At 38.2% G+C, this 26,841-nt stretch carries 28 protein-coding genes and 1 pseudogene; 15 read left to right on the top strand and 14 right to left on the bottom strand.

Annotated features, from left to right (window positions below):
• The first annotated feature begins 219 nt into the window (after positions 1–219).
• From MM239_RS14570 to MM239_RS14590, 5 genes and pseudogenes are all read left to right on the top strand, one after another.
• A complete protein-coding gene (locus MM239_RS14570) occupies positions 220–1,140 on the top strand; it encodes a transporter (protein ID WP_241348985.1) in 921 nt (306 codons plus the stop codon).
• Between the two features lie 11 nt (positions 1,141–1,151).
• Entirely contained in the window at positions 1,152–2,687 is a 1,536-nt protein-coding gene (locus tag MM239_RS14575; protein ID WP_241348986.1) for a phosphatase PAP2 family protein, read from the top strand.
• Positions 2,688–2,866: 179 nt separating this feature from the next.
• Positions 2,867–3,958, top strand: a complete 1,092-nt coding sequence (locus MM239_RS14580; protein WP_241348987.1) for a hypothetical protein — start codon at positions 2,867–2,869, stop codon at positions 3,956–3,958.
• Between the two features lie 183 nt (positions 3,959–4,141).
• Positions 4,142–4,387: pseudogene (locus MM239_RS14585) on the top strand (type II toxin-antitoxin system RelE/ParE family toxin); the annotation flags it as partial.
• Positions 4,388–4,389: 2 nt separating this feature from the next.
• Positions 4,390–4,674, top strand: a complete 285-nt coding sequence (locus tag MM239_RS14590) for an addiction module antidote protein (RefSeq protein WP_241348989.1) — start codon at positions 4,390–4,392, stop codon at positions 4,672–4,674.
• Between the two features lie 262 nt (positions 4,675–4,936).
• Here the strand turns inward: MM239_RS14590 and MM239_RS14595 are convergent, their stop codons facing one another.
• Positions 4,937–6,565 (bottom strand): carbon starvation CstA family protein, encoded by a 1,629-nt coding sequence (locus MM239_RS14595; RefSeq protein WP_241348990.1) that lies wholly within the window; start codon positions 6,563–6,565, stop codon positions 4,937–4,939.
• A gap of 254 nt (positions 6,566–6,819) precedes the next feature.
• Between MM239_RS14595 and accD the strand changes: the two genes are divergently transcribed.
• From accD to MM239_RS14630, 7 genes are all read left to right on the top strand, one after another.
• Positions 6,820–7,662, top strand: a complete 843-nt coding sequence (accD, locus tag MM239_RS14600) for an acetyl-CoA carboxylase, carboxyltransferase subunit beta (protein ID WP_241348991.1) — start codon at positions 6,820–6,822, stop codon at positions 7,660–7,662.
• Between the two features lie 144 nt (positions 7,663–7,806).
• Complete coding sequence (nqrF, locus tag MM239_RS14605; protein WP_241348992.1) at positions 7,807–9,111, top strand: NADH:ubiquinone reductase (Na(+)-transporting) subunit F; 1,305 nt, start codon at positions 7,807–7,809, stop codon at positions 9,109–9,111.
• A 188-nt stretch (positions 9,112–9,299) separates the two neighbouring features.
• Positions 9,300–10,451, top strand: coding sequence for a formimidoylglutamase (locus MM239_RS14610; protein ID WP_241348993.1), 1,152 nt, complete (start codon positions 9,300–9,302; stop codon positions 10,449–10,451).
• Positions 10,452–10,453: 2 nt separating this feature from the next.
• Complete coding sequence (locus tag MM239_RS14615) at positions 10,454–10,684, top strand: cytochrome b5 domain-containing protein (RefSeq protein WP_241349011.1); 231 nt, start codon at positions 10,454–10,456, stop codon at positions 10,682–10,684.
• Between the two features lie 2 nt (positions 10,685–10,686).
• Positions 10,687–11,532, top strand: a complete 846-nt coding sequence (locus MM239_RS14620; RefSeq protein ID WP_241348994.1) for an N-acetylglucosamine kinase — start codon at positions 10,687–10,689, stop codon at positions 11,530–11,532.
• On the top strand, positions 11,529–12,335 hold the full coding sequence (gene murQ, locus MM239_RS14625) for an N-acetylmuramic acid 6-phosphate etherase (RefSeq protein ID WP_241348995.1): 807 nt from the start codon (positions 11,529–11,531) through the stop codon (positions 12,333–12,335). Before MM239_RS14620 ends, murQ begins: the two co-directional genes overlap by 4 nt.
• A 91-nt stretch (positions 12,336–12,426) precedes the next feature.
• Positions 12,427–13,665, top strand: a complete 1,239-nt coding sequence (locus MM239_RS14630; RefSeq protein ID WP_241348996.1) for a pseudouridine synthase — start codon at positions 12,427–12,429, stop codon at positions 13,663–13,665.
• 80 nt (positions 13,666–13,745) lie between these two features.
• Here MM239_RS14630 and MM239_RS14635 read toward each other — a convergent pair whose 3' ends face one another.
• The 3 genes from MM239_RS14635 to MM239_RS14645 all read right to left on the bottom strand — a co-directional run bounded on the left by MM239_RS14635 (position 13,746) and on the right by MM239_RS14645 (position 16,981).
• Complete coding sequence (locus MM239_RS14635; RefSeq protein WP_241348997.1) at positions 13,746–14,330, bottom strand: hypothetical protein; 585 nt, start codon at positions 14,328–14,330, stop codon at positions 13,746–13,748.
• 515 nt (positions 14,331–14,845) lie between these two features.
• Entirely contained in the window at positions 14,846–16,117 is a 1,272-nt protein-coding gene (gene serS / locus MM239_RS14640) for a serine--tRNA ligase (protein ID WP_241348998.1), read from the bottom strand.
• 96 nt (positions 16,118–16,213) lie between these two features.
• Complete coding sequence (locus tag MM239_RS14645; protein ID WP_241348999.1) at positions 16,214–16,981, bottom strand: hypothetical protein; 768 nt, start codon at positions 16,979–16,981, stop codon at positions 16,214–16,216.
• Positions 16,982–17,056: 75 nt separating this feature from the next.
• On the opposite strand from MM239_RS14645, the gene MM239_RS14650 reads away from it, so the two are divergent.
• Both MM239_RS14650 and chrA read left to right on the top strand, forming a co-directional pair.
• Complete coding sequence (locus MM239_RS14650) at positions 17,057–18,037, top strand: isopenicillin N synthase family dioxygenase (RefSeq protein ID WP_241349000.1); 981 nt, start codon at positions 17,057–17,059, stop codon at positions 18,035–18,037.
• Between the two features lies 1 nt (position 18,038).
• The gene (gene chrA / locus MM239_RS14655) at positions 18,039–19,235 is read left to right on the top strand and encodes a chromate efflux transporter (protein WP_241349001.1); all 1,197 of its coding nucleotides are present in this window, start codon (positions 18,039–18,041) and stop codon (positions 19,233–19,235) included.
• A 24-nt stretch (positions 19,236–19,259) separates the two neighbouring features.
• On the opposite strand, the gene MM239_RS14660 is transcribed toward chrA, so the two are convergent.
• Positions 19,260–19,790, bottom strand: coding sequence for a DUF4143 domain-containing protein (locus MM239_RS14660; RefSeq protein ID WP_241349002.1), 531 nt, complete (start codon positions 19,788–19,790; stop codon positions 19,260–19,262).
• Between the two features lie 109 nt (positions 19,791–19,899).
• Between MM239_RS14660 and MM239_RS14665 the strand changes: the two genes are divergently transcribed.
• Positions 19,900–20,067, top strand: coding sequence for a hypothetical protein (locus MM239_RS14665; RefSeq protein WP_241349003.1), 168 nt, complete (start codon positions 19,900–19,902; stop codon positions 20,065–20,067).
• On the opposite strand, the gene MM239_RS14670 is transcribed toward MM239_RS14665, so the two are convergent.
• The 9 genes from MM239_RS14670 to rpsU all read right to left on the bottom strand — a co-directional run bounded on the left by MM239_RS14670 (position 20,057) and on the right by rpsU (position 26,591).
• Positions 20,057–20,209 (bottom strand): AAA family ATPase, encoded by a 153-nt coding sequence (locus tag MM239_RS14670; RefSeq protein ID WP_317235641.1) that lies wholly within the window; start codon positions 20,207–20,209, stop codon positions 20,057–20,059. The two genes, MM239_RS14665 and MM239_RS14670, sit on opposite strands and share 11 nt — an antisense overlap.
• 63 nt (positions 20,210–20,272) lie before the next feature.
• Complete coding sequence (locus MM239_RS14675; protein ID WP_241349004.1) at positions 20,273–20,416, bottom strand: hypothetical protein; 144 nt, start codon at positions 20,414–20,416, stop codon at positions 20,273–20,275.
• Between the two features lie 93 nt (positions 20,417–20,509).
• Positions 20,510–21,379, bottom strand: coding sequence for a lysylphosphatidylglycerol synthase transmembrane domain-containing protein (locus MM239_RS14680; RefSeq protein ID WP_241349005.1), 870 nt, complete (start codon positions 21,377–21,379; stop codon positions 20,510–20,512).
• Positions 21,372–22,313 (bottom strand): glycosyltransferase family 2 protein, encoded by a 942-nt coding sequence (locus MM239_RS14685; protein WP_241349006.1) that lies wholly within the window; start codon positions 22,311–22,313, stop codon positions 21,372–21,374. Before MM239_RS14685 ends, MM239_RS14680 begins: the two co-directional genes overlap by 8 nt.
• Positions 22,314–22,398: 85 nt before the next feature.
• Positions 22,399–24,081 carry an ArnT family glycosyltransferase gene (locus tag MM239_RS14690; protein ID WP_241349007.1) on the bottom strand — a complete coding sequence of 561 codons (1,683 nt, stop codon included), beginning with the start codon at positions 24,079–24,081 and terminating at the stop codon, positions 22,399–22,401.
• 131 nt (positions 24,082–24,212) lie between these two features.
• The gene (hpf, locus tag MM239_RS14695; protein ID WP_241349008.1) at positions 24,213–24,518 is read right to left on the bottom strand and encodes a ribosome hibernation-promoting factor, HPF/YfiA family; all 306 of its coding nucleotides are present in this window, start codon (positions 24,516–24,518) and stop codon (positions 24,213–24,215) included.
• A 28-nt stretch (positions 24,519–24,546) separates the two neighbouring features.
• Positions 24,547–25,431: a tyrosine-type recombinase/integrase gene (locus tag MM239_RS14700; RefSeq protein ID WP_241349009.1), complete on the bottom strand. Its 885-nt coding sequence runs from the start codon at positions 25,429–25,431 to the stop codon at positions 24,547–24,549.
• A gap of 167 nt (positions 25,432–25,598) precedes the next feature.
• Positions 25,599–26,240 (bottom strand): DUF6624 domain-containing protein, encoded by a 642-nt coding sequence (locus MM239_RS14705; RefSeq protein WP_241349010.1) that lies wholly within the window; start codon positions 26,238–26,240, stop codon positions 25,599–25,601.
• Between the two features lie 156 nt (positions 26,241–26,396).
• The gene (gene rpsU / locus MM239_RS14710; RefSeq protein WP_241295327.1) at positions 26,397–26,591 is read right to left on the bottom strand and encodes a 30S ribosomal protein S21; all 195 of its coding nucleotides are present in this window, start codon (positions 26,589–26,591) and stop codon (positions 26,397–26,399) included.
• Positions 26,592–26,841: the final 250 nt, after the last annotated feature.

Consider the following 26,841-nt stretch of genomic DNA (forward strand, 5'->3'; position numbering starts at 1 on the left):
TAAATGTTGTGTTCATAAGCATGCACATGCAAAAGTATGCTAATTGGTTAGCTGAAATTGTTTTACAATTTTAATCAAGTTAGCCTTAGACTTCAATTGCAGTTTATCTATATAACTTCATTTTAGCAACTTGTCTTCAATTCAAATCTGATTTTCAGTTGATCCTAATTATACAGTTTTTTAGAAGAATTATTTACAAAGCTTGATTAAAGGATTAATATGAATAAATTATTACCAATAATTTTAGGGTTGGTTGCTTCATTTTTATTGCATTTTAAAGCCCAAGCGCAAACACCTTGGGATGAAGTAATGATGGATAGGGGGGAGGTTTGCGTAGCACTTATGTATGAACATTCCTCATGGGATAGGTACTGGGAAGGGGATTTGATACGTGGGAATGCAAATATTGGAACTTTTACAAGGAGAATGGCAATGCCAATGATAGCTGTGGGGCTTACCAAAAAGGTTAATATGATTGCGAGCTTACCCTATGTGGGTACAAAAGCATCAGGAGGTACTCAAGTGGGGCAGAATGGGATTCAAGATTTAAGTGTCTCAGCAAAAATTGATTGGGTTCAGAAAAGAATTAATGGCGGTAGATTGCTATTTCTGACCAATGCACATTTCAATAGGCCTGTCGGCAATTACCTTTCGGATTATATGCCCTTCAGTATTGGGTTTGGAGCGCCTGAGATTGGATTGCGAGGTATAGGTGGTTACAAAATGGACAATGGATTAGTTTTTAGAGCCTCTTTTGCATACTTATGGAGGGGACAGACAGAGATAGAAAGAGACTATTACTATCAAAATGGCAGTGTTTACTCTCGGTTTATGAATGTGCCAAATGCTTTAAATTTTCATGGAGCAATAGGTTATTGGGCATTTGACAATAGGCTTAGGATGGAAGCTACATTTATGAGTTTAAATTGCCTTTCTGGAGATGATATACGTGCTTACAATAGACCTCAGCCAACCAACAAAATGGAAGTAAGCCAAGTAGGAGCATGGGTACAGTACTACATAAAATCTGACAGGGGATTAGGGGCTTTAGCTTATTTCAACCAAACTGTAAGTGGTCGAAATATGGGTAGAGGTAGTACTATTGGACTAGGTCTAACTTATCAGTTTAATGCATATTAGAATTAGTCATTATGAAAAATATAAACATATACTTATTAGTATCACTACTTGTCGTAGCAAGTTCTTGTATTGAAGAAACTCCAAGATACTATGAATTTGAATCATATCAATTTGAAAGAATGGATGAAGATGGGGGGACATGGAAGACGTTTTTAGTTACCGATCCCAGTCAAATAAGTATTACCACGCCTTCAGATGTTAATTCTTCCGAGTATCAAGCTGAATTAACACAAGTTAAGAATCAGATGTCAGGATTAAACACTGGGCAAAGAGCGGTAATAAGGTATTGGACGAATAACCCTGTCTTAAGGTGGAACGAGATCGCTTTAGAACTTGCTGCTAAATACAATTTGATTCCGGGCCCAAATCCAGATGATACCTATACATTACCAAATCCAGCTAATCCAGAAGGTCCTCCTGCCTTCCCTTTTGCCCATCCTCCATATACCAGTAGGATGTTGGCATATTTAAGTGCTGCTCAATTTGATGCTTTAGTTGTAAGTTGGTATTATAAGTTTGAGTATGATCGAAAATCTCCTTACAAAGTAGATGATAGTATCGTTCCAGCTTATACTACTAATGAAATACCCTCATATCCCTCTGACGGAGCTTCAATTGCGCAAGTTTCAAAGGAAATATTGACGGCAATGTTTCCTTTGGAAGCTGACTATCTTGAGCAAAAATTTCAAGAGCATATAGTTAGTTTGATTCAGGCAGGTCTCAATGTCCCCAGTGATATCAATGCAGGATTGACCATAGGAACAGAAGTGGCTAACTTAGCAAAACAGCGTGCTTCTTCAGATGGAATGTCAAGAGCCCAAACACCCAAACCTGTTTCTGACTCTATCGCCAATGCTGCTTTCGAAAGGTTTGGCTGGAAGTGGCAAAATATGGAAACTCCCCAAAGACCAGTTGGTCTGACTCCATTATTTGGTAAGGTTAGCATGTGGAATGTTCCAAATGTGGAAGAAGTAAGGGTAGGCCCTCCACCAGCCCCAGGTTCAGTTGAGTTTGAGAAAGATGCACAAGAACTCCAAAGATTTGCGAATAATTTGACTACCAATCAGCGTAGAATTGCCAATTGGTGGGAAGATGGCGTAGGATCATATACTCCTCCAGGCCATTGGAATAAGTTTGCAAAGGAAACTATAGTCAAGAATAAATTAAATCCACTTAGATCCGCTCGAGTTTTGGCATATATGAACACAGCTATTATGGACGCGGGTGTCGCTTGTTGGGATACTAAATACTACTATCACTACCCAAGACCTGTTGAGACAATTCCAGGATTCAAAACTATTTTAGGAACCCCCAACTTCCCTGCATATACATCTGGTCATAGCACATTTTCAGCATCTGCTGCTGAGGTTCTATCCTATTTTTTTCCAGATGACGCTACCAAATTCAAGAATTGGGCAATGGAAGCAGCAATGTCGAGAGTTTATGGCGGAATTCACTATAGATTCGATGCAGAGGTAGGTATAAAGCAAGGTGAAAATGTCGGAAAATATGCGGTAAATCGAGCAAAGTCTGATGGGGGAAATTAGGCTAGGTATAAGTTTACTAACTAGTGTTAAGGGAAAACTAATTTTGGTTAAATAGTCAATCATGATCGATTAATTAAGAACGTGTAGGGCGTTTGAATCATAGGCTAAAGATTGAGTTCTCATATTGATAGAATATTTGTATGTCAAAAAAGGTATAAAATGTATTTATAAAAATTCAAGTGTTAATTATTGCATTGGTCTTGCTCAATGTAAAAGATTCTTTAGGACAAGGCTGCGTAGCAATCAGGCAATTTTCTGGTATTGGAAATGCGGTTGGTCAAGGGAATATTCTTGAGAAAGGCGAATGGAACATCAGTTCGAACTATCGATATTTCAGATCATTCCGCCACTTCAGTGGGACTGAAGAACATCCTCAAAGGGTGGAAAATAATACAGAAGTGATCAATTGGTCACATGGTCTGGATTTCAATATCAGCTATGCATTGACAGATCGAGCTTATGCAGTTGTTTCATTGCCTTTTGCTTACAATGAAAGAAGCTCACTGTACGAACATGGAAGAAATTCTCGCCACATGACTTATTCTCAAGGCTTGGCTGATATGCGTGTCGGTGCTGGTTATTGGTTGCTCTCGGGTGAAAAAGCTAAAAGTGGAAATACAGCTATCGGCCTAGGGATCAAATTACCAACAGGAGATTATAATGCTCAAAGTACTTTCTACAATGTGGGTCCAGGAGGTTCACCAGAAGTCAGGCCAGTGGATCAGTCCATTCAGCTTGGTGATGGAGGCTGGGGCTTGATCGTAGATACCCAAGGTATTTGGAATTTACCTTCCAATTTCTTTTTGTACTATGATGGCTTCTACATGTTCAATCCAAGAAATACGAATGGAACCCAGACAAATAGGGCTCGAGCTTCAGAAGCTATCATGAGTGTACCTGACCAATTCGCATTCAGAGCAGGTGTATTCAAGCCAATATCTTTTGTGCATGGCTTGGGACTTTCTCTAGGGGGAAGAGTTGAAGGTGTGCCAGTGAGAGATTTGTTAGGAGCAAGTGAAGGTTTTAGAAGGCCTGGATATATCATTTCAGTAGAGCCTGGTGTGAGCTACATGCTTGGAAACTTCACTACTACAGTCAATGTCCCTATCGCTTTGGTAAGAAACCGTACCAGAAGCCTGACGGATATAGCAGATTCTACCCCAGACAATCGCAGGCATGGAGATGCTGCCTTTGCAGATTATCTGATCAATGTGAATTTGGCTTGGAGGATTCCCAAGAGAGTGAAAGGGGTATTTAATAGTGTTGATTGATTTACAATGTAACTCTAAATTAAAATCAGAGTGATGGAGTATTATAATTGATACCGCAATCAATATCAATACAAATCGAATTTATCCAGAGAAATAGTTTAAATATGTATCCAATTAGATACATCCGTTATGTTTTTTATTGAGAAAACGACTGAATTTGACAAATAGTTAAGGAAGGTAAGAGACCTGAAAGCAAAATCGAAGATTTTGTTTAGAATTCAGAAATTAGAGAATGATGAGCATTTTGGTGATTGCGAACCAGTTGGAGATGGGATTCGAGAGTTGAAAGTGAATTTCGCAAAAGGTTATCGAGTGTATTTTAAAGAAAAGAATGGAAAGATAATCATTCTCTTATTAGGTGGAGATAAATCTACTCAGCAAAATGACATTAAAAAAGCAAAAGCGATTTGGGAAAAATTAAATAGTTAAAAATGGGATCTTCAAAATTTGAAATAGCGGATTATTTAGAAAGTAAGGAAATGATTGCGGAATATCTTAACACGGTGTTAGAAGAGGGGGACAACGCTGATGTTATTAATGCAATTGGACATATTGCAAAAGCAATCGGAATGACAAAAATTGCGGAAGAAACTGGAATGAGCAGACCGAGTTTATACAAAGCATTATCTGATGGAGCAAAACAGCAATTTGCTACGATAATGAATGTTTTAAAAGCGATTGGCGGACAAATTCAAGTAAATCCAGCTACAAGTTGATGTTGAGATGAATCTGAAATAAATGGATAAGTGTCAGTTTAAAAGTTTTGTTCACTAGTTTAATTTTAAAGGGCTGTTTGCTTTATATTGCAAACAGCCCTTTAGTTTTCTTATATGTAGGTGGTAGTTTCTTATAAAGTGCCTGGAGATTATTCTAGTTGTTTTTCTCTTACATATTACTTAAAAGGGCGAAGTGTTAGGTTTTTCGATCTCTTTTGACAAGTCTCTGAATATGCTAAAATGTGATTTTTTGAAAGAATGATCAGTTTTTCAAACCTATCTCCTTCCTTATACTCTTCACTGCCAGGAAAATAAGCGCAAAAGAAAGTAGAAATAACACAATAGCAATTCCGGCGAGTACATAGACCTGATCTTGATAATTTTTCCAAGCAAACAATGCCAAAGAAGTTAATGTCACCGTGAACATAAAAAACATCGGAATCAAGACAAATGTGGCATTGGTTTTTTGCTTCATCAACCATACTGAAATCGTCAGTAAGGCTAAAGCTGCGAGCAGCTGATTAGCAGATCCAAATATCGGCCAGAGGATGCTGAATCCTCCCGATCCCAATAGCAAAACGGCAAGTATGACAACTACTGAAGTGGAGAGATACCTGTTTTGGGCTACCTTTGCCCCAATGGGATTCTTAATATCTTCGAAGTATTCTTGCAGCGTGAATCTTGCTAATCGGGTACAAGTATCTAAGGTTGTCAGTGCAAATGCAGAGACTGTCAATGCCACAAAACCAATTGCAAAGTCTTCTGAGATGCCCAAGCTTGAAATAATATTGCCTAGACCATTAGCAAATAAAGGTACAGGGCCGAGTGTTTCTATTTTCTCCAAGTATTCTGCTCTTGATAACACAATCACGGCTGCGATGGCGATGATGGCGAGAAAGGACTCAATCAGCATTCCGCCAAATCCAACTATTTTGGCATCACTTTCTTTGTCAAGTTGCTTGGAAGTCGTGCCAGAAGCAACCAGTGAATGGAAGCCACTAATAGCTCCACAAGCTATCGTGACAAACAGTACAGGAAATATGTACCCAAGATTTTCTGAGCTGATATGCACTTCTGAGTCCATGACTATTGCGGGATTTGCTATAACTACACCTACCACTGCGGCGATGATCAATCCATAAAGTAAGAAGCTATTCAAGTAATCACGGGGCTGAAGCAACATAGATACAGGTGCAACTGATGCGATAAAAGCATACGCCAAGAGGATATATATCCACAGTTGATAATCTATGGCTATGGGGATTTGCATTCCTAAATAGACAAAATAATACATCAAAGCTATTCCAATTATAGAAATCACTACAAATGCAACCTTCTTGTCACCGACCAGTTTGCTTACTATTCCAAATGCTACAGCCAGAAGGATAAATAGCAAAGATGCTGATGCGACTCCTGGATTACTGATGAAAGTTTTGGCGATGATGTCTGCGAACACCCCGATGATTAGGATCAAAGTTGAAAAGCTGAATAAAATAAATAGTTGCTTTCCTCTATAGCCTATCGTATTTTGGATGATCACACCTATAGATTTCCCTTCATTTCTCAAAGAAGCCGCCATGCTTCCTAAGTCGTGCACTGCCCCAAAGAATATGCCTCCTACCAATATCCAAATCACTGCAGGGATCCAGCCAAAAGTCAATGCAATGATAGGCCCAACGATTGGGCCTGCCCCAGCTATTGATGCGAAATGATGTCCTAACACCACAATGGGTTTGCTTGGGATGTAATCTATGCCGTCTTTTAAGGTATGAGCAGGAGAAGGCTTTTGGTTGTTCAATCCAAATTTTCTATAGACGTACTTGCCATACACAAAATACGCAATCAATAGGATTGTTCCCGAGATGATAAGTAGAGAAAGAGTGCTATTCATATAGGAAATGGTGTGATTCGGAACATGAATATCTCCTTTATTTGGTAATTGTCAAAAGCCCCATTGAATGCCACTGTGTTTAGGAGATTTTCTGCTAGGCTTCAAAATCTTTAAATGGTGCTCAATAAGTTGATTTTTAGTAATTTAATGATGTTTTGATGTACTTACTTGACTTGGAGATTTTATTTAATGGATATTACCTATAAATTTGTAATCCTCGAATTTCAATTTGAGGTGAAAACTTAAAGAAATATATGGCTTGGTTTAAAAGAACAGATAAAGGAATTAAGACCTCTACGGAGGAAAAGAAAGATGCTCCTGACGGCTTGTGGTTCAAAACACCAAAAGGAAATATCATTCATACCAGAGAGCTTAAGCAAAACTCTTATGTATGTCCTGACGATGATTATCATGTCAAAATAGGCTCTAAAGAGTACTTTGAGATATTATTTGATGGCAATAAATTCAAAGAGCTAGATGCAAATATGAAGTCAGGAGATCCATTGAAATTCGTGGATACCAAGCCATACAGCTCAAGAATTGATGCTACTATTAGCAAGACTGAACTCAATGATGCAGTCAGATCAGCAGTAGGTAAGATGAATGGGATTGATCTAGTCGTAGCATGTATGGACTTTAATTTTATTGGAGGGTCGATGGGTTCTGTGGTAGGAGAGAAGATAGGCAGAGCGATAGATTATTCGTTAAAAGAGAAAGTACCATTTTTGATGATTTCCAAATCTGGTGGAGCCAGAATGATGGAAGCTGGATTCAGCTTGATGCAGATGGCTAAGACTTCTGCTAAGCTAGCTTTGCTAGAAAAAGCAGGTATTCCATACATTTCACTTTTGACCGATCCTACTACAGGAGGAGTGACCGCTTCATACGCCATGTTAGGTGATTTTAATATAGCTGAGCCAGGAGCATTGATAGGTTTTGCAGGGCCAAGAGTGATTAGAGAAACTATCGGTAAAGATTTACCAAAAGGATTCCAAAGTTCTGAATTTGTACTTGAACATGGATTTTTGGATTTTATCATCGATAGGAGGCAGTTGAAGAACAGATTAACTACTTTGCTAAACCTCTTGAACAACTAATCAGTTGTACCTATAGCTAAATACCAGATAAATAGTCAAAATTCGTTATGAATATGGTCGATTTTATCTATTAATAAATATATTTGTATTCCCTAAGTGGGTCTGAAATACTGAAAAATAAAAAAGTAAAAATCAATCTAATAAATGGGTTCAGTAATTATTACCTCGATAGTAGCATTTACTTTGATTATTCTGCTACTCGTTTTTATCCTTTTGTTTGCTCAGTCTAAGCTGGTTTCATCTGGAGATGTGAAGATCATCATCAATGGTGATGAGAGCAATCCTATTGTGACTTCAGCAGGTTCGACCTTGTTGAACACCTTGAGTAACAAAAAAATCTTCTTGCCATCAGCTTGTGGTGGTGGAGGTACTTGCGCAATGTGTAAGTGTGTGATCGAAGACGGTGGTGGTGAAGTTCTTCCAACAGAAGAAGGTCACTTGAGCAGAGCTGAAAAGCAAGGAAAGGTGAGACTTTCTTGCCAGGTCAAAGTAAAGCAAGACATGAAAATTAGAGTTCCAGAAGAAATTTTCGGAATCAAAAAGTGGGAATGCGAAGTTATTTCCAACTACAACGTGTCTACATTTATCAAAGAATTTAAAGTAAAACTTCCGGAAGGAGAAATCTTAGATTTCGAATCTGGTGGATATATTCAGATTGATGTTCCTACAGTGACGGTAAACTTCAAGGATATGGATATCACTCCACATCCAGAGTTGGGTCACCCAGCTGACGTTTATCAAAGTGACTGGGATAAATTCGGTCTATGGGACTTGGTAATGAAAAATGATGAGGAGCTATTTAGAGCTTACTCCATGGCCAACCACCCTGCTGAAGGTAACATCGTGATGCTTACTATCAGGATTGCTACTCCACCATGGGATCGTGCAAACAACAAATGGATGGATGTAAATCCAGGTGTTTGTTCTTCTTATGTGTTTTCTAAGAAGCCTGGTGACAAAGTAACTATTTCAGGGCCTTACGGAGAATTCCACATCAACCCTACAAATAGAGAAATGATTTATATCGGTGGTGGTGCTGGAATGGCGCCTCTGAGATCACACATTTTCCACTTGTTCCATACAGAGAAATCTGACAGAAAAGTGTCTTATTGGTATGGTGGTAGATCTAAGAAGGAATTGTTCTATGTGCCTCACTTCAGAGCTATTGAAGAGGATTTTCCAAATTTTGCTTTCCACATTGGTCTTTCTGAGCCACTTCCTGAAGATAACTGGAAGGTTAAAAAGTCGCTTGAGGACAAAGAAGGTGATGGTTATGTAGGATTTATACATCAAGTATTGTATGATAACTACCTGAAAGATCACCCTGAGCCAGACGAGGTTGAATTCTACCTATGTGGTCCTCCATTGATGAATGCAGCTGTATTGAAGTTGCTCGATGATATGGGTGTTCCGCAAGAGAATATCAGATTCGATGACTTCGGAGGATAATATAAAATGAGTCCCGCTTTTGCGGGACTTTTTTATTTCCCTCTCATTTTTTTGACTATTTTTGAGTTGATCTATCTGAATCTTCAATAGCTTGCCTTGATAGATTGAATAAGAATATCGGCTAGTCCTACGAGATTATCCTGCACAACAACTATATCCTCTCAGACCTTTGAGTACAAAACATACTTATGAATATCAAATCATTCTTTGACCCAGTTCCAGAAGAAATCATCAATCAAAAGTTTGCCCATAACTCTTTCTTCAACTTTATACATTATCATGGTGAGGTTTTTCCTGATATCAAAGGTGTGCAGCTTGCTATCATTGGACTGAGAGAAAAGCGAGGTATGAAAAATGCCAATACACTAGAACAGGGTAGTGCAGAAATCAGAGAGAAGCTATATCATCTCAAAAAGGGTGAAGGGCTGTACAAAGTGGTTGATCTTGGAGATTTGAAGTCTGGTGAGACATTAGAAGAGTCCATAAATATTATCAGTGCAGTAGGTGAATTTTTGATAAAGCGCCAGATATTGCCAATTTTCATTGGTGGCACCCATGATTTGGATTATGGCCAATACCTAGCTTATCAAAACATGAAAAAGCTGGTGAGTATGGTGACAGTTGATGCTAAGATCGATATGGATGAAGATGGATTGCCATGTCAAAATCATATTCAAAACATCATATTACATCAACCAAACTTTCTTTTCAACTATACTCATTTGGCTTATCAAAGCTTTCTAGTTGACAAGGACTTGATCAACGTGATGGAGAAGCTGTATTTTGATCACATTAGATTAGGGGCTTTGAGAAGTAATTTTAAAGAGATTGAACCTCTTATCCGTAATGCGGACTTACTGAGTTTTGATGTGTCAGCGATTCATACAGGCGATGCACCTGGGGCAGCAGATGGACAGCCTTTTGGACTGACAGGTGACGAAGCATGTCAAATATGTAGATTTGCAGGGATGAATGAGAAATTGAGTTCATTTGGAGTCTTTGGTTATCAGCCATATTATGATGATCCAAGGCACAAGACTGCTTCAGTGATAGCGACTATGATTTGGTATTTTATAGAAGGGTTTTATGATAGAAAGGATAGCCTGAGTTTCAAGAGTAATGATTATATTAAATATACTGTCTCATTAGATGCAAATCCTTCCTTGATCATTTTTTACAAAAGCAAACGCAGTGAAAAATGGTGGATGGAAATACCTCAAAATGACAACGATCGATTTGATCGTACGACAATCATTCCTTGTAGCTATCAAGATTATCAAATGGCTCAGTCTGGTGAAATCCCAGAGCGCTGGATCAATGCCCAGCTAAAGTTGTTTTGATGATGAAAACTTATACCAAACAGCAGCTTGCATTAAGAAATGGGCAGGATAAACCAGAAATTTGGGTGGCTTACAAAGGGCATATTTATGATGTGACTGAATCAAGGCTATGGAGAAATGGGAAACATTATGAGCATTGGGCTGGTCAAGACCTAACAGATGAACTTGAGGATGCCCCACATACTGAAGCAGTATTTGGGAAGTTCTCTACTATTGGAATTTTAATTATTTAAGCATGATATTGATAGCAGATAGTGGTTCCAGCAAAACTGACTGGAGAATTATTAATAAATCTGGTGATATTTCTCAGCATAGAACAGTGGGGTTTAACCCAACTTATCAGACAGAGCATGAGATGATCTCCGTACTTGAAAGTGATGAGAAACTGACAGGTATGGCTACCGATGTAAGTAAGATTTACTATTATGGTGCAGGATGCTCAAGTGAAAAGATGAAGCATCAAGTAAATTTATCTCTTTCAGGAGTGTTTCCAAATGCAGCTATAGAAGTGGATCATGATTTACTTGCTGCGGCTAGGGCTACCGCTGGCCATGAGCCAGGAATAGTTTCGATATTGGGAACAGGGTCAAACAGCTGCTTTTATGATGGTCGTGATATTTCTGTTTCAATGCATGCGCCGGGATTTATTCTTGGTGATGAAGGAGGTGGGTCGTATGTTGGTAAACAATTTTTAAAAGACTTTATTCATAATGAAGTCCCTTCAAAAATCAGAAAATTAGCTATTGAAGAGTTGAATTTAAACTACGATGAAATCATCGATAGGGTGTATAAGCATGCTTTTCCTGGGAGATATATGGCGAGTTTCTGCAGGTTTATCACAAAGTATCAAGCTGATCCTTATTGCTACAAGTTATATTATGAAGCATTTCAGGATTTTTTCAAAAAGTATGTGATGAAATTCGATGAATATAAATCTCAAAAGATATTTTTTGTAGGCTCTATAGCGTTTTATAATAGTGATATACTGAGACAAGCAGGCTCTGACTTGGGTCTTGATGTAAGCATGATCTTAGAAGGCCCTATCGCAGGTCTTACATTATACCATAAAAGCAAACTATGAGCACTACAGAGAGCAATTCACTCTATGATCACTTGGAATTGGCGGATACTACGACAATTTTAAAAAATATTAATCTAGAGGATCATAAGGTCCCTCAAGCAGTTGAAAAAGCTTTGCCTCAGATAGAGCGTCTTGTGGATGAGATAGTGATTAGGATGAAAAAAGGTGGGAGATTGTTTTACATTGGGGCAGGAACTAGTGGGAGGTTAGGGATTTTGGATGCATCTGAGTGCCCACCTACATTTGGTGTTCCTCATGATCTGGTGATAGGGATCATCGCTGGTGGAGATAAAGCCATTCGAAAAGCTGTAGAAAATGCTGAGGATGATATACGTCAAGCCTGGGTAGATATCCAATCATTTGGATTCAATGAAAATGATACAGTTATTGGAATAGCAGCATCTGGCACTACTCCATATGTTTTGGGAGGAGTAAGAATAGCTGGTGAAAAAGGACTTTTGACAGGTTGTGTTACTTGCAATTTGGACTCTCCATTGGCTTCTGCTGTAAAGCTTCCTGTAGAGGTGGTTGTGGGTCCAGAGTTTATCACTGGGAGTACGAGGATGAAAGCAGGGACAGCCCAAAAGTTAGTGCTAAATATGATCTCAACTACGGTGATGATCAAATTGGGGAAAGTTAAGGGCAACAAGATGGTAGATATGCAGCTCTCCAACGAGAAGTTAGTGAAGAGAGGTACAAAGATGATTATGGAAGCTACTGATCTTCAAGAAGCTCAGGCAAAAGATTACTTGTTCAAACATGGTTCTGTAAGGGCAGCAGTAGAAGCTTTTTATCAAAAATAATCCTTACATTTGCATCCCGCATAAAAAAGGTGGTCCAAAATTCGCTTTTCTTATGCTTTGAAAATCAAATACAGCAGAGATGCTGAATGACATGAAAAAAGACAATAATAGAAAACAGGATGCACAGCGTGCGTCTCAAAAAAGACAAGCAGGTAGAGGTGACTCTTCACCAAATCCTAGAAATGAAAGAGGGGGTAAAGGTAGCCGATCAACCTCTCAAGAGAAAGGGGCAGGCCAAGAAAATAGGTGGTCTACTCGAAAAGATAGCGCCAAAAAATCAGATAGCTCTTCGGACAAAAGAGCGTTTAGTCTAGAGGGGCACCCCAAGAAAAAGTATACTCCCAAAACAGATTCTGGTAAATTTAAACCAAAAGGAAAGCAGGATTCGTCCTTAAGAGGAAGACGTGAAGATCAACCGAAAGATGGCGACTTCAAGACAGTATATAAGGGTAGAGGTAAGGATGAAAGGCCTGTCTTTGAGACCATAAAAAAATCAGACAAATCATCTCAAGGCTCAAAGAAGAAGTTTAACAAGGTTTTGCCTGCTGAGCTTCCCAAAGAGCCAAGACCGGAGTATAATTTTGATAACCTAGAAAAAAAGCTGAACAAATCTAAAAAAGAAGACGCTATTCGGTTAAATAAGTATATTTCGAATGCGGGGATCTGTTCTCGTAGAGAAGCGGATAATTTGATTCAGAATGGTGAAATTAAAGTTAATGGGGAAGTTGTAACAGAGCTTGGATATAAAGTTGCTCCAGGTGATGCTGTTACTTACAAAAGCAAAAGGATCAATCCTGAAAAACCTGTATATGTATTGCTAAACAAACCGAAGGATTTCATCACAACGACAGATGATCCTATGGAGCGTAAGACAGTGATGCAATTGGTTTCCAATGCATGCAAAGAAAGGATATTTCCAGTAGGGAGATTGGATAGGAATACTACAGGCTTGTTATTATTTACTAATGATGGAGATCTAGCGGCAAAACTTTCACATCCATCAAATCAAATCAAGAAGATCTATCAGGTAACTTTGGATAAGCCACTAACCAAAGGAGACGAAGAAGTGATCATGGAAGGCTTCGATTTAGAGGATGGTCCTGTAAAAGTAAATGATATGCAAGTATTGTCTAAGGACAGGACGATATTAGGTTTGGAAATCCATATCGGTAGAAATCGTATCGTACGAAGAATTTTTGCGCATTTCGGCTATGAAGTGATTGCGCTCGATAGGGTAATGTATGCTGGGTTAGATAAAAAAGACCTGACAAGGGGGCATTATAGATTTCTTACAGAAAAAGAAGTGATCAATCTAAAGTATTTCAAATAATAGAAAAGGCTTCCTAAGAATAGGAAGCCTCTTTTTTTGAGTTGTTTGAATTTTCACCTTGTGGTGAAGCTCTGATTTTATTATTTAGCTGCAATCAGCTTTGAAAATCCATTTTCTGACTGGATGTAGAATTCTACATTTGACTTGTTTCTGAAGTGGTCGTTGCTAAATACATAGGTTTTCTTAAATCCTTTTGTATTGTGTAACTTTTCAGAGTGAACCAAAACATTGTTTTCGTAAATCATAACTGACATATCAGTAGGAAGCAATGAGTTTACAAGTAACTTGTACTTATTTCCTTCTTCTACATCAAGTTTTGAATAAACTACTGGTTCAGCATTTTTTTCTTCAAGCTCTAGATCCAAATGGTCTATCTCTCCATTGGTGTTGTAGATTCCAACTTGATATTTACCAGGAGCTAGTTTTGAGAAGTCATAAGCTTTTGAAAATGCCTTCTTAGCTTTGATTCTGTCCATGTGAACAAGTGAATGCTTGCTGTCGTAGATTTTAACCAATAATGGTCCTTCTGGTGTAGATCCATAGATCAATTGTACCTTACTGTCTTCAAGTTGCTTCAACTTGACAGTAGCTTCTGTTCCTTTTTTCTCTGCATGTGCTGCAAATGTTAAACATAATGCAAGAGTGAGCGCTGTGAATAATCTCATAGTAGTGTTGTTTTGAATGTTTAAAGATTTACTATTTTGATTAACCTCATGATTCAGCGGGAGCTGAATGGTTTGTTATGAGGCCAGCTATTTTGGGATAACATTACAAACTTAGCAGGCTTGAATGTTAATTGCAAATATTTCAATAAAAATAATCTAAAATTATGAAATTGTTTAGTGATTTTAATAAATGTTGCCAAATTCGTAATAATGTAAAATTTGTTCGGAAACGTTTTCATTGAGTGAAGAATTGTTATTTGCTGCTTTTCAACAAAATAAAATTTTTATATTTTGTTAATTTCAAATTTCTTACTCGTTTGATGTCTTGATGAAAGTTTTTTTACAAATTTTTAATAGGTTTTAGGGAACTTCCATCAAGTTGAGAGATTTTGAACAGGTATCATTAAGTATATAAAAGAAAAGCCTAGAAGATTTATGTCTTCTAGGCCTTAAAATTTCAACTTAAATTAACTAAAGTTTGTATGCAGTTAACTTTCTAGCTTTCTGTTTTTAAATTAAATCTTATCAAATCCTAAATAAGGTACAAGTACTTTGGGCATCTTGATGCCTTCTGCGGTTTGATTGTTTTCCAATATGGCAGCTACGATTCTTGGTAAAGCTAATGCTGACCCATTCAATGTGTGCGCTAAGTTAGTTTTCTTATCTTCACTTTTGTAGCGTAGTTTTAATCTATTCGCTTGATAAGTCTCAAAGTTGCTTACTGAACTCACTTCAAGCCACCTTTCCTGCGCAGCAGAATATACTTCCATGTCGTAAGTGAGTGCTGATGTGAATCCCATATCTCCACCACATAGCTTAAGTACACGATATGGTAGTTCTAGCTTTTGTAATAGACTTTGAACGTAAATGCTCATATCTTCAAGTGCTTCATAAGACTTGTCAGGATGGGAGATTTGAACAATTTCCACCTTATCAAATTGATGAAGTCTATTCAATCCTCTCACATGAGCCCCCCAACTTCCAGCTTCTCTTCTAAAGCATGGGGTGTGTCCGGCATTTTTGATTGGGAAATCTTGTTCTTGCAAGATAACATCTCTAAAAAGATTGGTGATAGGAACCTCTGCCGTTGGAATCAAAAACAACTTGTCGGCAGTAGCTTCATACATTTGACCTTCTTTGTCTGGTAGCTGGCCAGTTCCGTACCCAGAATCTTCATTGACCAAGATTGGTGGCTGAACTTCGGAGTATCCATTTTTGACGGCTTCGTCCAAAAAGAAATTAATCAGAGCACGTTGCAGCCTCGCACCTTTGCCTTTGTATACAGGGAAGCCCGCTCCCGTGATTTTCACGCCAAGATCAAAATCTATGATGTCATACTTTTTGATCAGCTCCCAGTGAGGAAGCTTGTCATCATTTAGAACTGGGATGTTTCCATTTTCTAGCATGACAATATTGTCATCTGCTGATTTTCCAGCAGGAACAGAATCGTGTGGAATGTTTGGTATTGAGTAAAGTAAATGCTTGAGCTCTTCTTCTATCTGATTGTAAGCTTCCTCAAGGGTTTTTACTTGTGCCTTGATTTCGCCTGTCCTAGCTTTAGCTTTTTCTGCCTCTTCTTTTTTCCCAGATTTCATTAGCATTCCAATTTCTTTAGAAATGCTGTTTGATTCTGCCTGTAAATTGTCTCGTTCATTTTGCGCCTCTTTTCTTTTATTGTCAAGTTCCAATACTTGCTTTAAAGTCTCTTCGGCCTGAGGGAAATTTCTCTTCTGAAGTCCAATAACTGCATCTTCAAATTTCTCTCTTATAGTATTTACCAGTAACATATGAATGCTTCTAAGGTTCCTGTTTGTTTATAGCTCGCAAAGATAAGGATGTTATTCGAATACCATGCTTTTAATAAGGTGGAGTAAGCTTTGATGTTATTGGATTACTACTCTTTTTCTTATAGAAGAAAAAGGCCCATCTAATTCCTGGCCATCCTGTTTCACCAATTTGACATTGATAGCATGCTCTCCTTTAGGTAAGTCAGAAATACGAACAGGTGTCACTTCATTGACATCATACTGAAAATCATCGATTGAGATGATTACTTTTAGTTTGTCCTGTTTCAGATCGCCTCCCATAAGCAAGAAGTCAATAGTAACTTCTTCGCCAGTGTTGTATGTCTGGCCATCTTTGGGAATATTGACCGCTATGTAGGGTTCTGCAGAAAATGGAAATGGGCGGGTGTCGCCAACTCTAAAATCTCTGTCAACAAAGTTTCCGAATTCTTTTAGCGCAAGTCCTTCTTCATCCACAAGGTAGGCGATTGCTCGATAGGTACCTTCGTTGAGTTCTCTTTGAAAAATGGGCATATTGTATCCAATAGGATCGCTTGAGTTGAGTATAAGCTTAAGCTGAAAGTCATTCAGTCCATCTCCAAAAGGGTAGTTTTTAATGTTAAACTCAAAAGGAACTTTACCTGGCTTGAATACTTGATTACCCAATGGGCTGAACATTTCTAAAATGGCATCGGGGTAATCATTTTTTTCTTCATAGAAATAAAAGCTCACTTCAGGGGAATCATTTTCTGAAGAAACAGACTGGCTTTTTGGGATTTTTACTTCTTCTTTTTTTTCTCGTTTTATGTCACAAGAAAAGGTGATCATGAGGCTAAAAAGAAGAGTGATGATGGTTGTGTATCTCATAGGTTTAGACTTGTAGTTTAAAGATATTTAATTTTAGCTTAAAAAGCTGTACCTTTCAGCGTAAATTATACCCTTATGACTGAGATTTTATATGATGAAATTCCATCGTTGGATTTAGCGGATTTTACCTCCGGCGATGCAGAGAAGAAAGCGGCATTTGTTGAGAAGTTAGGCCAGGCTTATAATAACATTGGTTTTGTAGCTATCAAGAACCATGGCTTGAGTCAGGAATTGCAGGAAAAACTGTATGATATCATTAGAAGGTTCTTTGCGCTCTCGGATGAAGTAAAGGTGAAGTATGAAAAGCCAGAGATAGGATATCAAAGAGGATATACTGGAAAAGGTAAAGAGCATGCGAAAGGAAGGAATACAGGGGACTTGAAGGAATTCTATCACGTAGGGCAGGAACTTTCTTCTATTCCAGATGCTGACCCTATCAAGTCAGAATATCCTGCGAATGTTTGGCCTCAAGAGTTACCTGAATTTGAGGAGATTGCGTTGGAAACTTACAAGACTTTAGAGGCGGCTGGCAAGAATATGCTTAAGGCTATAGCTATATACTTGGGATTGACAGAGGATTATTTTGAAGATAAAGTGGCTTATGGGAACTCAATACTTCGCCAGATTCATTATTTTCCAATAGAAAATCCAGACCAAGTACCTGCGGATGCAGTACGTGCTGCGGAGCATGGTGATATCAATCTGATCACGCTACTTATGGGGGCGAGTGCAGATGGATTGCAAGTACTTCGAAGAGATGGGAAATGGATTCCAATCACAGCGCTTCCAGATCAGTTGGTGGTGAATGTGGGTGATATGCTTGAGCGCTTGACCAATAAGAAATTAAAATCAACCATCCATAGGGTAGTGAATCCTCCTCGTGAATTGATGAATTCCAGCAGGTTCTCTATACCGTTCTTCATGCATCCAAGGTCGGAGATGGATTTGACTTGCTTAGATAGTTGTGTTGATGAGGAAAACCCAAAGCAGTTCAAAGATGCAACTGCTGGTGAGTTTTTAGATGAGCGTTTGAGAGAATTAGGTTTGAAAAAATAAGGTGGCAGTCAGGAAAGTAAGATATTATCTTTATCTCAAGGATGTAATTTTACTTTCTGTGACGGCATTTGGAGGCCCGCAAGCATTTCTCGCCATGATATTAGATCTCATGGTGAGAAAGCGGGCTTATATTACAGAGTCGGAGTTGTGGGAGTTGAATGCGCTTTGTCAAGTCCTCCCAGGCCCTACTTCTACACAAACTATTTCGGCAATTGGCTACCGTATTGGAGGGCCGGCCTTAGCTTATTTATCTCTTCTTGTTTGGATATTGCCTGCGACCATTTTGATGATTGCAGCAGCTTTTTTAATTGATTTTTTACAAGAAAGTACTCCTGGTGCGCTTAGTTTCGCTAAATTTATCCAGCCTATGGCGATAGGTTTTATTATCTATGCTGCCCAAAAGACGATCTTTAAGATGGTCAAAACGGCTGAAGCTACAGTGCTGATGATGTTGGCTGCATTTATTTCATTTTTCTATCACTCTCCTTACGTTTTTCCGATTCTGTTATTTGTGGGTGGGTTAGTGACTTCGTTGAATTATAAGAATCATCCAAGAGAGAAAGGAGATAAGAAGCTTAGGATTTCATGGTCGAATTTTTATTTGTGGGCAGGTATTTTGGTTTTTGCAGCTTTATTGGGTGCTTTGACTAAGAATCAATCGGTTCTGTTGTTTGAAAATTTTTATAGGAATGGAAGTTTGATTTTTGGTGGTGGACAAGTTCTTGTACCTTATTTGTATACGGAATTTGTGGAGTTTAAGCGTTTTTTGAGTTCTCAAGAGTTTTTGACAGGATATGCAATATCTCAAGGAATGCCTGGGCCTACTTTTAGTATTAGTTCTTATGTTGGAGCACTTTCCATGAGAGAGTATGGTGTAGTCGGCTTGCTGACGGGGGGATTTATAGCGGCTGCGGGAATCTTCCTTCCTGGGACATTTTTGATATTCTTTGTGATCAAGTTTTGGGATCAGCTGAAAAAGTATCGTCCTGTCAGGGCTGCACTTGAAGGAATCAATGCAGTAAGCTGTGGTATGTTGATCGCTGCGGCTTATTTGTTGTTTGAGCCACTTGATGCTAATTTGTTTAATGTCTTGGCGATTTTTGGCACCTATTTGTTGTTAAATTTTACCAGACTGTCTTCTCCTGTTATTATTATCATAGGAGTGCTTGCGGGAATAGGGTATAACTTGATTTTTTAAGGAAATCAATGAGCTCTGTTTGTTTTAAAGCTCATTGATAGCTAGTATGCCTTGTAAAGATACGGCCAATGTCTCTCCTCCTATGGGATAAGTTTCTGATCCTCCATATACAAGATACTTGTCTGTTGCCATGATATCTTCACAAGAGATCAAAAATCCCTTAGAGATCTTCGGGCTGAGTGTTTTCTTGATTTCTATTGCGATTACTTTGGTCTTGTATGTAATGAACAAGTCTATTTCTGCTCCCGAAAATGTCCTGTAATACCAGTATTCGGTACCTTTGGGTAGCTCGGAGAGTATGTTTTCGATGATAAATCCTTTCCAACTCATACCCAGTATTGGATGGTTAAGGAGATCGTCCATGTCACCGATATTGAGAAGGGCGTGAACAAGTCCTGAATCTCTAATGTAGATTTTGGGACTTTTTACGTTTCGCTTGCCTACATTTCTGTGCCATGGTCTGACACTCCTGATCAAAAGTAAATCTTCCAATAACTCAATGTAGCTTTTGATAGTGGGGGAACTTAAGTCCATGCTAGCGCCAAGTTGACTCATGTTGATTTGACACCCTTGCTGATGGGCTAGCATAGTCCACAATCGTCTTAGTCTATTGGCAGGGATAAATTACGCGATTTGTGGGATGTCCCTTTCTAAATATGTGCTAATGAAGTTATTTCTCTATCTTAAGCTGGCAGGATTAGATCTTGCTAGAAAACTGTCTGGGAATCCTTCTCGTAGCCATAGCTTTTCTAAGGCGTTCTCTTCTCCACTCACTTCGGTAAGATTGAATCCAAAGAGTTCTTCGTATGCAATTCAACCTACTAGTGTTTGATTAGTTCTAGTGAAGCAGAGCCTAAAATCAGGAACTGTCCATGTCTACATCCAACTTTTCTTCTTTTGTCAATTACTCCCCGGAGGATAGGGTAGAGTTCAGGTACTTGCTGGATTTCGTCTAGGATGATCAGCTTTCCCAGATGAAGCTCGAAATATTACTCTGGTTCTACAAGCTTGGTTCGGTCGCTGGGGCTTTCCAGGTCTTAGTAGATGGCTTCTTTGTCTAGCTTGATGGCAATCTCTTGAGAGAGCGTAATTTTTCCTACCTGTCTTGGTCCTAAGATGGATAAGGCATGGAAGTCTTGAAGTAATTCTTCTAATTCGCTAGCTATTCTTCTAAATTTCATCCTTTCAAGTTTAAATATTATTTTAAAAAAATCAATGAGAAGTATGTTTAAATGTTTTATAAAACCCTTCTATTGCTTCTAAATGGAGATTCGTTAATTTTCTTCTGTTTCAATATTTGTTTTTATAAAAGCTCCAGAAAGAGAAGTGATTGCAGAGATCAAAAAGAACATTAAACTGAATGCAACGGCTGTATTTTTATCTATTCCAATGTACTCGTGACTATAGATGAAGACGAGTTCACGAGCACCTACGCCCCCAATAGTCAAGGGAAGTACTGCTACAATGGAAGAGAGTAAAAAGACGAATTGATAGGCTAAGAATTTTTCATTTACACCCAAAGCAAGTAAAATAAAGTAAGCAGATATCATTTGAGCTACTTGTCCTAAGATGGAGTAGATGTTTGCTGGGGTAAAAGATTTGATGAATTTGGCAAATAGAAGTTTGTTCGATAGGTAGAAAATTGGATACAATACAAGAATAGAAGCTGTCGCAACCCAGTCTAGGGGGATTGAAGATAGTATACTGAGGTCTATTTCAATAAAAAAGTATAAGCCAATCAATAAAAAAAGAATGGCAATCAATCCACCTAGCCGGTCTAGCAAGGACGCTTGTATCAAGGGTTTGATTGGAGTTTGGAAATGTTTGTTCAGTAAGTATACTTTGTAGCCATCTCCACCAATACCTCCTGGTAGGAACAGGTTGTAGAACATGCCTATGGCGTAAAGCTTGAAATTTTCCAGTTCACTGATATGAATACCGATGTTTTTGAAGAATAAGTTTAGCCTTAATGCAGTGAGTATTTTACTCAACACGAAAAAAATGATGGCTACCAAGACCCAAGTTATATTCATGGATTTGACCATTGCGATCAATTGATTGGTGTCAATTTTTCTAAAGACCAAAAAAACAGCTAACCCGGTAAGGGTTAGCTTTAGAATAAGCTTGAGCGTTTTTTTATTCACCCTGATATACGGATTTGATTTTGTAAGTTTTCTTGTCTTGAGACTCGAAATAAGTTCTGATGATGATCTCAGCAATGATTCCAGTAGTGATCAATTGAATACCGCCAAGCAGGAAAATAAAACCAAGAAGCAGGATAGGTCTGCCCCAGATATCTCCTCCCATGAGTTTTTCTACTAATAAATAGAAGTTGATTAACACACCTATCATGAATGAAAACAATCCTAATGTACCAAAGATGTGTATAGGTCGCTGGAAGTACTTCTGGAAAAATAGCATTAAGATCAAGTCTGCCATTACTTTGAATGTTCTGCTTAGTCCATACTTGGAAGTGCCGTGAATTCTTGGGTGGTGCTTCACATCTACCTCTGTCATGCTTGCTCCCTCTTGCTTAGCAAGTACAGGGATGAACCTATGAAGCTCACCGTAGAGCCCCATGTTTTGTGCTATTTGCGCTTTGTAGACCCTAAGACTACATCCATAATCATTTAAATATACCTTGGTGCTGTGTCGGATGATGTAGTTAGCAATTTTACTAGGGAACTTCCTTAGTACAAAACCGTCTTGCCGGTTTGCTCTTCTTCCTGCCACGACATCCCAATCTTCGTCTATTGCTTTTTGAAGCATGCTAGGGATGTCTGATGGGTCATTTTGCAGGTCTCCATCCATTGTTGCTATATATTCGCCTTGCGCCAAGTCGATACCTGCTGCAAGTGCTGTGGTCTGACCGTAGTTTTTATTGAATATGATGAGCTTGGTTCTGTTATTAGCGTACTTTTTCACTTCCGCTACCGTTCCATCCGTAGCGCCATCCTCGATGAGGATTACCTCATAATTGATATACTGAAGCGCTTCATAGGTTGCATCCAGCAATGGTTTTATGTTTTCCTCTTCGTTGTAGACAGTGATTACTACTGAGATTAATGGTTTGGTCATGTATTTGGTGTTTCGTCAAAATTACGGTTTTATCTTTTTTGAGACAAACTAAAAAACTTAGCTATCTTGATGATCTAGACGTTACCTATTCAGAGATCTTTACAAGATACCTATTATCAATAGCATTTTCTCTTGTTTTTGGGTTTATGAATTCCCCCTTGAGTCTTGATACGTGAAAATTGACTGATTGTGCTATAATTTCACTTGACCATTTGTCGGACTGTAAGAGTTGGTCTATTGTTGGATCCATCGTGTACAAATAAAGCACTTTGTGCTCGTTAAGTTTTTGCTCTAATTCATCTTCATCAATATGCTTGTGCAGGTAGGCTGTGTAATAGTCAAATGCAAAACTATGTACACCATAGAAGTATACATTTTCATTTGGAATCTTTGCTTCCTTAGCCGTTTTTGCCAAGTTGTCTCCTGCTTGATATTGGAGCACTTTTGGATAGAAATTACCTTGCAAAAGAATATTGATAAATGCTCCTAGGATAACAAGGCTAAATAAAAAATGCTGTTCTTGATTACTCACATTTTTGATCAACCAAATGCTAAGTCCTGCAATGACTGTCACCAGTATTCCAAATAGAATCGACATTGGGAAGAAATATATGTTAAGGATAAGAACCAATACAGCTACCAAGAGAATCAGTCCCAGGTTTACTCGCTTCCATACATTACTTAACTTAATGCTGTCAAGAAAGTCAGCAGTCATCAAAGCCATGAAAGGAATCAAAGTGATGATATAATGAGGTAGCTTGAAGCTTGACATGGAATATATGGTGATCAATAGTGTGATCCCAGCCCATATTGACCAGATGAGGCCTTTTTCTCTCGAAGCTACTCTTTTGATCACATATATAAATGCAGTGAAGAATAAAATAGACCATGGAATAAGGCTCCACAGTGAAGTATGTAAGAAAAAGAATGGGTCTTGACCACCGTCTGAGCCAAACTCGCCACCTCCAAATCGTTCAAAATTTTGTCCCCAAAGGATGAAGTATACTCCTGAGTTTCCAGTAGTGCCTCGTATTTCTAGCTCTGGATGTAAATCAAACTGTGTATAGTAACCATAAAGTGATGGCGAAATGAATATGAAAAAGGCTGGTATGATCAACCAAAGCTTATAAGATGCGAGGATTTTCCAATCTTTTTTCTCCAAAATATAAAAAAAGAATATAATTGTAGGTACTGCAGGGCCTATCATCCCTTTGGTCATAAATGCTAAAGCCAATCCTAGTGCAGTAAGGATAAGAGATTTCCAAGATTTTGATGCTTGAAACATCACCATTTGCCAAAAAGCGAAGATCATAAATGATGCGAGCATGCCATCCATTCTTACATCGCTATTGGCTAAAGTGAAAGCAAATGATGAAGCGAGAAGTAGTGCTGCTGTTTCTCCTACTTTTTTATTGTAAAGCTCTGATCCAAGTTTGTATGTAGCGTAGGTTCCCAGGATTGAAGTGAGGAGCGTGGGTAGTTTGTAAGCTAATGTATTGACGCCGAAAAGCTTGAACGAAATGGCTGCTGTCCAAAACAGTAAATGAGGCTTGTCCATATAAGGCTTGCCTATATCGTAGAGAGACCAAAAGTCTCCCGTAAGGTACATTCTCAAGGCAATATTTGCATGATGCGCAGGATCTGTTTCGAACAAAGGCACAAATGATCCGAAGATATAAGCTAAAGCAATCAATCCTACAGTGAAATACTTGATGGTCTGATTTTCCTCCTGTATCGGATTTTTTGTTTTGTTGAAAAAAGCTTCCATTTACTATGATTTTAGCACAAAGTTATCAATTATTCTGACAGGAAGCTCCCTAGTCGATAATCTCCAAAGCTGATGAGCTAAAAAAAGACCCTCCGAGTATGGAGGGTCTAGATGATTTGTTGTGGTTTGGGTTATTGGTGTGCTAATACTACTTTTTCTTTAAATTTCTTGATTTGTCGTCTGAGTGCCTCTACAGCTTCATCAGCCGCAGCTTCAAAGGAGTCACTCTGGTGTTTTGCAAAAAGTTGCTTTCCTGGTACATTCAATTTGATCTCTATGATTTTATTTTCATTCTTTTCGTTTTTATCTAATCTCATAAAAACTTCACCGTCGATAATTCGATCATAGAAGGTGTCTAACTTGTCAGCTTTTCTTTGGATGAAATCTGTAAGTTTACGATCAGCATCGAAATGGATGGAATGCATTTGAAGTTTCATAATGGTATTTGTTTTAGTTAAACTTATATTAAGCTTTAGGATGTGCTTGTTCAAACACGGCCTTGAGTTTTTCCATGGAATTGTGCGTGTACACTTGTGTAGCAGCTAGGCTAGCGTGCCCTAGTAAGTCCTTGACCGCATTTAGGTCAGCACCTTTGTTGAGTAGATGAGTAGCAAACGTATGTCTCAACAAGTGTGGACTTCTCTTGGAAGTCTGTGCAAAAAGATCCAAATAGTGTCTTACGATTCGGTATATCATCATAGGGTAAGCGGGGCTTCTATCTTTTCTAACGATAAAGTAGTCACTCTCGTCTACAAATGAAAATGTTTCTTCAAATACTTTTTTATACGAAATAATATTTTTTGTAATTACGTTTGTCAAAGGAATTATTCTTTGTTTTTTACGTTTCCCTAGTATTTTGACCACCCCTTCTGTGAGGTCAAGATCCTTCCATTGGATAGATAGTAGTTCGCTGAGTCGTACACCTGTGAGGTAGAGAAACTCCATCACCATCTTATCTCGCTGCCCTTCAAAGTCAGTAGTGTATACTTCGGCTTCAAGAATTTTTTCAATAGATTCCTCTTGGACAAATTCAGGGAGTCTTTTGCCTGTTTTGAGTGCTTTGACTTTGTAGGTTGGATCTTTGGTGATTTCACTTGATCTAAGCAAAAACTTGTAAAAAGACTTTAGTGTGGCTATTTTTCGATTGATTGAGCTGGGGTTGAGCCCTTGCTCTACAAGATCGATGATCCATGCTCGGATCTCAGGGTGCTCGGAGAAGCTGATGTCTTCTCTTTCAAATGATAACTTACAGAACTCCTGAAATTGCTCCAAGTCTTTTTCGTAAGCCAAAATGGTGTGCTTACTGGCTCTTTTTTCGAATGCTATATAATTGATAAAAGAAGCGATCATTTGGCAAGTAATCTAGTTTTTGAAGTTAATCATTTTAGATGGAAAATGATAGAAATTTTGTAGAGATATCTTAATTACCAAGACCCTATTATTTTAAAATGGAATTATAAAATCCAGGAATAGGAAAGCGTAGAATCAATTTACGCTTAGTCGGGGTGGATGTGAAGTTAAAATTTTTGGTTTTTAATGAGTGGTTCTTCAGGATTGTATATTGCATTCATGGATGCTGCACTTTCTTCAACTGTATTCGTAAACCCTACTTCTTTTCTCCTGTCGTTGATTGACTCGGGTTTTTCAACTGGCCAAATTACCCAAGAGCCGTCATTACGCAATTTGCTACTGGCTTGTGTACCAAAAATCTGTTTTTTTCCTTGATACATCAACATTCTGTCCTGCATCATAGCAGCATGAATTTTACTTGCTTCATCGTTATTGGCTAATTCTTGCAATTGAGGAAAATATTTTTCTATTTCATTCAAATCAGCATGTTGTATTACTAAAAAAATTGATCGAGACCCTTTTTCACCTATTTCACTTTTTTTTGGCCAGCCATATTTATCAAGTTTGGCTTTTACCCAAGCTTGATTTGATGAATCTATTTTGTCCATTTCTGTAAAAATGTCACTAGGAAGCGGACTGTTTGATTGCATGGCTTCATTTATTTGCTTCCGAAGACCTTGGTCTAGTTCCATAATAGAGTCTAGAGAAGCTGCAAATGCACTATAATCAGGCTTTTCTGAATTTTCATTTGATTTTTGCGAGCATGAAGTTATAGCAAATGTTATGGAAATAATGATGAAAATTTTCATATCTAATTTTTAAGCTTTTACTAATTTAGGGTATAACGCCTTGGACTACTAAGTAAAAAGCCTAAGAAATGTTAAAGGCATAAAAAAAGCGCATCCACTTTCGGTAGATGCGCCAATTGAGTGTATCTCAAAAAGATAGCAAACAATAAAATGATATTATTTTGCTTCTTCAGTTTGGAGTCTTTGCTTATAAGCAGCTTTGATCCTCTGCTCTCTGTTTTTTACAGAAGGTTTCACAAAGTGTTGTCTCGCTCTAAGTTCTCTTACAGCTCCAGTTCTATCAAACTTCTTTTTGAAACGCTTTAGCGCTTTTTCGATAGATTCGTTTTCTTTTACGTTGACTATGATCATATGTTTACACCTCCTTTCAGGGTTGCAAAGGTAAGGAGAATATTTTGGTTTAAAAACAATTGCCAGCAATTCCGAGCATAAATTTTCAAGTTGATTGTTAGGTTGTTACAACTATGCTTAAGGATTAATCTTCGGGCTATTCAAAAGGAACGTAAAAAATCCTATATAACTGAACCTGAGTCACATGCATAGAATTTCCACTTTCCAGTGGAAATACCTATCTTTGGTCTCATATTTTATTATATGTTTT

Origin of the sequence: Belliella filtrata, assembly GCF_022549775.1 — a bacterium.
Classification (GTDB): Bacteria; Bacteroidota; Bacteroidia; order Cytophagales; family Cyclobacteriaceae; genus Belliella; species Belliella filtrata.